This window comes from Rhizobium altiplani, from assembly GCF_001542405.1.
GTDB classification, from domain to species: Bacteria; Pseudomonadota; Alphaproteobacteria; order Rhizobiales; family Rhizobiaceae; genus Rhizobium; species Rhizobium altiplani.
In genome coordinates this window covers 1-6,836 of the sequence record NZ_LNCD01000028.1, presented here as the reverse complement: position 1 = coordinate 6,836, position 6,836 = coordinate 1, and the positions used below count along the sequence as shown (strand labels likewise).

The window sequence follows — 6,836 nt, the reverse complement described above, 5'->3', positions numbered from 1 at the left end:
CTACAGCGTAAACTCATAAAATTTCTTGGCATTTATCGACCGGCGTGATTCAAGGCTTCGAAATAGGGAAGCATTTGATGACACGTCGTCGCTACGAACTGACTGACCACGAATGGTCGATTATATCGCCGTTGTTACCCAACAAGCCACGCGGCGTTGCCCGCGTTGATGATCGGCGGGTACTGAATGGCATCCTCTGGCGGTTTCGAACGGGCTCGCCTTGGGCGGAAGTTCCGGAACGCTATGGCCCGCCGACGACCTGTTACAACCGCTTCGTCCGCTGGCGCAAAGCCGGGGTATGGGATCGGCTTCTTGAAGCGGTGTCCAAGGCCTACGATGGCGACATCGTCATGATCGACTCGACCTGTGTCCGCGTTCACCAGCACGCGGCCACGGGAAAAAAAGGGATGGAGACGATGGTGGCATGGGACGTTCCCGCGGCGGCCTTACGAGCAAAATCCATGCGCTCGTCGATGCCGAAGGTCGCCCGGTCAATCTGCGTCTGACTGGTGGACAGATCGCCGATTGTGCCGAAGCCGACGCGCTGACGGATGAGCTTGGCGAGGGGGACATCCTGCTGGCCGACAAGGGTTATGACACGAATGCCATACGGGCAAAGGCCGCCGAGAGAAAGGCCTGGGCCAACATCCCGCCGAAGAGTAATCGCAAGGGCTCTTTCGTATTTTCGCGCTGGGTCTATCGGCAACGTAATCTCGTGGAACGGTTCTTCAACAGGATCAAGCAGTTCCGAGGCATCGCAACCCGATATGACAAGCGCCCGGAAAACTACCTCGCCGCTGTAAAGCTCGTCGCAACAAGAATATGGTGCCAGAGTTTATGAGTCGACGCCGTAAGACAAGCGTCTGGACAGGAGCCACGAACGCCGCCAACCGGCGCTGGTGCCGTTCTTGACCTCCATGTCCGCCTAGGGCTCGTTCGCTCAGTGAGGGTGAAAACCGGCCAACTTTGTCTTGCCCTATCACTGGAAGAGAGTAGGCTATTATTGCCAGATATTGGATATTTTCCGGAGAAGGGGTGCCGATGTCACTGGTAAACCTCTCCCCGCTAAACGATAATGAAGTTGAACTACTCACTACCGTCGTAACAGCGTGGTGTGAGAAACATCACATCGAGCCGGATAGCGAATGCGGACAAGCCGTCATGGTTGCCGCCTTGAGGCTACTTACCGACGGTGAAAAAAATCCTACAGTTTTGAACGAAGCAATAACTGTGGCGATGCATGTGCAGCTTCATAAGAAACCGCATCTGTTGTAGCCCCATTACTGTAGCCGTAGGAATCTGACAGGAAACTCTGATCGAGCTCCTGTTCGATGAGCTGCTTGACCACCAGCTTCGCGATCCTGTCGCTTACGGTGGCACACCCAATATCCGTTGGCCCCCACTCTTTTTCGGAATTGGAACGGCACGCACCAGTGGCGGGAAAGTAGCTTCCCAAACTCATCCTGTTCCAGATCCTGTAGAGATTCCTCCCCAGGTCGGCTTCGAATGCCCCGATCGTCTGCCCGTCCACGCCAGCCACACCTTAGTTCCGGATACGTTCTCAAAAGTCGGACAGGTTCACCACTTTCGTGTCGTGACGCCTCTTTAGAAGGCAAGTCGATGCAGGGGATGATCGATCTCACTCGCGAGGGCTTTTTCCCCGAGGGCTCGAAAGTCCTCTACGCCCATCTCGGCGGTGCCCCCGCTTAACGGCTACAGTTATTACTACAAGGACGGTTGAACTCGATCTCGCCCGGCCTGCCATCCCCTTTGCCTTGTCTCGCGGGACATCGACATGACCTACACGCGGCACCTGAAAACGATCGAACAGCGCTTGCTCTGGCGTTCTCACTCGATGATCCACCACGCCCACCGCGTTCGGCGGAAAGTCGACGACATTTAGACCGGTGGTCACCAGGCCAGTTCCGCCTCCATGGTCCCAATCATGACGGCGCAATCCCCCACGGCGCCGAGCATTTCGGCCAGATCGGACAATCGGCGATTTCCATTGGCATTTACGCAATCTTCTATTCCGTGGGCGTGACGGCAGGAAGGCGGACGTCGTGACAGGAGCCCTGCTATTTCCATGACCTATCGGGTTTGCGAGCGACGCCTATGTCCTTGTGCTGGCTAAGGAGGGAGCGGCCCAGCTGCCCAAGGTTCCGATAGATGTCATCGCGCAGCTGTCGGACCTGTCGATTGAGCTCACCAAGTTGCGCAGGCGTATAGTCAGAAGTTTCCAAAAGAGCGTCGCCCAGGCAGCCAGCTCGCGACCTCAGCTCGCGGCCCGCATCGGTCAGTGTAACCCGCCCGGTGATGCTGCGGGCGGCAAGTGTCATCCGCGACTATGGTTCCGCGAGCGCGACGAGGCGCCCGCGGATAGCCATCGGCAACATGAAGTCGCCTCGTAGGTCAGACCTTGTGCAGGAAATCGACCACGCCGGTATCGAGATCATAATAGGCGGGCACGATCTTCACCTTGCCTTCCTCGACCAGGCGAGAAACGATCGCACTTTCGGTGAGGATGCGCTCGGCGCCGTTGAAGGCATTGGCATGGACGGTCTTGTCGACAAAATTGTCGCCGCGATCGGTCTCCGCCAAAGCCACGGGCAGGATCGGCTGGATCATCTTGCCGATTGAGCCATCGAGCTTGGTGCCCTTGGACACGACCTCGCAGGCGGCGGAGACCGCCCCGCAACGCTTGTGGCCCATGACGACGATCAGCGGCGCATGCAGATGTTCGGTGCCATATTCGATCGTGCCGAGCACATCGGTGTCGACCACGTTTCCGGCATTGCGAGCGACGAAGAGTTCGCCGAGCGTCACGCCGCCGAATACAAGTTCCGGCACGACACGGCTGTCGGAACAGGTGAGCACGATCGCCCAGGGTGCCTGGCTCTTGGCGACGTCCTGCCGGCGCTTGGAAATATTGGCGGCGCAGGCTTCCGCGTCAGCGACGAATTTCTTGTTGCCTTCCTGGAGTTTTGCCAGTGCTTCATCCGGCAGGAGGGCGGGGGCGTTCGAGGCGAATGCCGGCATGGTCCTGCCGAAGCATGCAGTCATGGCGGCCACGCCTCCGATGCCGGCAAATTTCAGCAGGGAGCGACGGCTGAGAGAGGAGGAATTGCAATCAAAGCACATGGTATCGGTCCTTTTGCAATATCCGGGATGGCTGCGGAGAAAAGGCACCTGCTCCAAGTCATGTCCGGCAATTCTCCGGGAATCGAAGAATGGCCGGTTTGGTTATGCCTTGATATGGCACTCATCAATTGGAATATTGACGCATCGAAGAAGCTAAGCCAATCCTGAAGTATCGCCCGGCCGTACGGTAGATCAACCCGGCCCTGACAAGTTCTGGCGGGGATGCTCATGCGCGATGATTCGTGAGCGTGATAAGCGGCCCACCTTTCCTTTTCTGACCGAGGCGGCAAGATCTGCTCCTTTATCGACAGGAGCGAACCGGAATGCTGAAGATCGCACTGAAGCGATAGCTGAAGTCACGGATGAAGCCACGCATGAAGGAGACTATCGGTGGATCGAGGTTATCCCGGCCGTCGGCAGCGACGGAATTGGACCGACGAGGAGAAGGCGTAGGGAGAGCACAGAACCTTGATCACTTCGGCTACAGTTGGCATTGTCATTGTACTAATCTCCCAGACGAGTCCAACAGCACGTTTGTCGTTTGGCACTTAAACGGGTTCATCCTCAATTTCTGTGGTTAACAGGATATTAGCGCCTCGGCTGTTATTTGCGAGGATGCGAGCGCAATTGAAATGGTCACCCGGCCCGGGGGTCAAAATTCTGGGTATCGCCCTTCCGCTGCTACGAAACCTGTCGGGATCTGCCCGGATTGTGGAACGCGAAGTCGGCACCAGCACGGCTGGCACGACCGCCGTCTCCAGGACTTGCCTGTTCAAGCTCAGGCTGTGAAACCCTACTCGCACTGAACCGGTGGCAGTGTCGACACCGGAAATGCGGGCGACAAACCTTCACCGACAGGTTGCCCGCGATTGCTGCACCCTATATGCGACGAAACGGATGGCTGAGATTGTGGGCTTGGTTGGCCACAGTATGGGAGGTCGTCCGGGATAGAACTTGATGCATCGGCTCGGCATGCCGGTCAGCGACGACACGATCTTGCGGCAATTGAAGCGCGGTAATCAGGAGCCATACAAAAAGACACTATTCGGGTTGTGGGCATCGATGATTGGAGCTGGCGGTATTCCTCCGTTACGGGACGATCATGGTCGATCTTGAGCGTCATTCGGTCGTCGATGTCTTGGAAGACCGGAGAGTCGAGAGCGCAAAAGCATGGTTGCAAGAGCGTCCGACGATCGAGGTCGTGAGCCGTGATCGATGTGGTTTGTATGCTCAGGCAGCCCGAGAGGGCGCGCCACAGGCACGCCAGGTGGCTGACCGTTTCCATCTGGTTCAAAATCTCAGGGAGGCAATCAAGGAGCAAATGAGCGTTTATGCTCACGCCCATGTCAGACCCATACTCTCCGAAGATGCTATCGCCAGCGCCAGGTCACAACAGCGCCGTGCCCGCTTGGCGCACAGGCAATCTCGTCAGGAAATATTCGACACGCTTCAAGCGTTGCGGCAGCAGGGCCTCACCTACAGCGAGATTGCAAGGCGGACCGGATACGAGCGCCGCAGCATAGCGAATTGGCTTGCTTCCGATGCACCTCGAGACAGAAACCGGGCAGCATTGAATCCGACATCGCCGCTGTATTTTCAATGTTTCCTGGCTGAATGCTGGAAAAAGGAAACCGGGTCGGGCGGCATCTGTTTTACGATATCAAGAACCGCGGTTACACGGGCAGCCGCTCTAATCTGGAGTGCTTGCTGAAGGTGTGGCGCGAAGTCGAAAATATCCAACCTGACGAGCCGCCTGCGGATATGGATGTTTCAGAACCCGTCCGCGATCCCGATACGGGCCATATGATCTCCGTTGTGGCTGCAGCCCTGAGTGTTTTCATGCTTGCCGATGGCGACGAGGACCGCTTCGCAGAGGAGGGTTTTGAAAAATGGCGCTCTGGTGATTTGTCGCGCTACGCCAAGGACAGGAGTGAAACTGCCCGCGAAGACCTTAATACGCATTCTCCCATTCATTGCTTAGATCATTGCGATCCAACCAATGAATTTTACCGATCTTTCGGAGATGATTATTAGAGAGGTCGAAACTGAAAATCAAGGCGCCGAAACTAGCGAACCTGAGCGGATCGCTTGCGTTTCGACAACGGGCGGTCCGATCAGCACGTGCGCCTGCTAACCCTGCTGCTTTACGCTGCTGAGAAAAGAACTGGAGCTTTGCAGGTCTACTGTAGTGCGGTGAGAATATCTTGGGAAATTCATCTTGAACCGTCGGAGCCATAGCTCGGTCACCCGTCGTCGACGTCTGCCTACATGTCGGCGTACTTTGCATCTCATCGTCATTCCATTCCTTTTGTCGACAGCATTGCTTCGGCGCAGACTATTGCCCTGACGATACTTGATAGAGCGCAAGCGGACTGGGGTTGTCGGTCTGGCTTTGTGAGTAGGTAAGCCCTTTTTGCTTATCCATAGGAGAATTGCCGGAGCATGACAGTAAATATGAAGATAGATCGGATAGTTGGGATCGATGTGGCCCGTTCATGTGCGATTTTCCTGGCCATGGGCAGTCACGTCTTGGCGGTGTCCAAATTAGCAGACTTTTTTAAGGGGCCCTATGTTGATGGTCTTAAATTATTGATGGCGCTTTCAACGCCAACGTTCATTGTTCTTTTCGGAACGATGCTTGAAGTCGTATACAGGCCACGATTTGATACCGACAAGCACAGTATATCTATCGCTCCTCTGTGGTCGAGGGCCATTCAATGCTGGCTGCTATACAGTCTTTCTGTTGTCGTTCTTTTTTTTGCCAAGTCTGAATACTCGTTATTCTTTTCCATATCGACAATCTTCATGCTGGGGGTAACCCCGTTCACTGACATTCTGAAGTTTTACGCAATCGCACTAACTGTGGCTCCCGCCCTTTTATGGACGCGCAATCGCCTGGGCCTAGTTCCGCTTCTGATCCTGGGCGTCGCCATTCACATTCTTCATCCGGTCTTGCGCGGGCTGCCAAGTCCCGTAGTATTTGGCTTGCCAACGGAAGTGGACCGCCTCGCGATGTTCCTGTTCGGAATAGGGGGAGCCAAGCTCGGCGGCCCCTCCGTCCTGCATGGCATGACGCTCGTCATATCCGGAATGGCGCTCGGGAAAATCCTGATGGGCTCGGCTTCGGGCGTGGCCGCAGGGATGACTCGGCGCGCTTGGCTTGTGCTCCTTGGCACCGGGCTGTCGCTCATCGCGGGCGCGTGGATACTCGATAGCGAAACGAAGAGAGGCCTTGGGAACATGACCATGCGACTCGACAGCCATCCGCTTTACTTCGCCGCCGGCGTTGTCGGTGCTTTTGCCATTACGGCCGCCGCTGTCCTGCTTACCTTGCGCCAGTCGATTGCGCCGACCTCACTGTGGAGATCGCTGACGTTCTTCGGTCGCACGAGCCTCTTCACCTTCGCCTTTGGCAACATGCTGCTCTATTGCGTGCAATTTGAACCAACCACCATTACCCAGTCGGCTCTGCTCACAGCGCTCCTGATGGTGGCGATTACGTTGCTGAGCTTCTGTTTCGACAGAGCATCGCAGCAGGACGGCCGGATGGCGAAGACCGTTTCCGGCGTCCAAGCCTCCATCCACCGACTGGCGACGTTGTTGTCACACCAAGGATCGCGTTTGATTGCCAGATGAAAACGCGGTCAGGAACGTTCCGGCGTCTTCCGCGTTTGTTTCGCTCATTGGTAGATCTT

General features: G+C 56.2%; 4 protein-coding genes and 2 pseudogenes. 5 read left to right on the top strand and 1 reads right to left on the bottom strand.

Features of this window, described 5'->3' with window-relative positions; all coding sequences use genetic code 11:
• Nucleotides 1-77: 77 nt before the first annotated feature.
• The 3 genes and pseudogenes from AS026_RS39350 to AS026_RS41000 form a co-directional block, all read left to right on the top strand.
• Nucleotides 78-841, top strand: a protein-coding gene (locus tag AS026_RS39350; protein WP_100248102.1) for an IS5 family transposase whose coding sequence is annotated in 2 segments (ribosomal slippage) — nucleotides 78-405 and nucleotides 405-841 — 765 coding nt in all. Because the reading frame shifts where the segments join, the coding sequence is not laid out codon by codon here.
• Nucleotides 842-1,041: 200 nt separating this feature from the next.
• Nucleotides 1,042-1,275 carry a hypothetical protein gene (locus AS026_RS41620; RefSeq protein ID WP_131815282.1) on the top strand — a complete coding sequence of 78 codons (234 nt, stop codon included), beginning with the start codon at nucleotides 1,042-1,044 and terminating at the stop codon, nucleotides 1,273-1,275.
• A gap of 327 nt (nucleotides 1,276-1,602) precedes the next feature.
• Nucleotides 1,603-1,741 (top strand): annotated as a pseudogene (locus tag AS026_RS41000) (1-aminocyclopropane-1-carboxylate deaminase); the annotation flags it as partial.
• Between the two features lie 671 nt (nucleotides 1,742-2,412).
• Here the strand turns inward: AS026_RS41000 and AS026_RS04970 are convergent.
• Nucleotides 2,413-3,141 carry a carbonic anhydrase gene (locus AS026_RS04970; protein ID WP_028746936.1) on the bottom strand — a complete coding sequence of 243 codons (729 nt, stop codon included), beginning with the start codon at nucleotides 3,139-3,141 and terminating at the stop codon, nucleotides 2,413-2,415.
• 615 nt (nucleotides 3,142-3,756) lie between these two features.
• Between AS026_RS04970 and AS026_RS04965 the strand changes: the two are divergent.
• Both AS026_RS04965 and AS026_RS04960 read left to right on the top strand, forming a co-directional pair.
• Nucleotides 3,757-4,977 (top strand): annotated as a pseudogene (locus tag AS026_RS04965) (ISL3 family transposase); the annotation flags it as partial.
• Nucleotides 4,978-5,583: 606 nt separating this feature from the next.
• Nucleotides 5,584-6,777: a DUF418 domain-containing protein gene (locus AS026_RS04960; protein ID WP_245307324.1), complete on the top strand. Its 1,194-nt coding sequence runs from the start codon at nucleotides 5,584-5,586 to the stop codon at nucleotides 6,775-6,777.
• Nucleotides 6,778-6,836 lie beyond the last annotated feature (59 nt).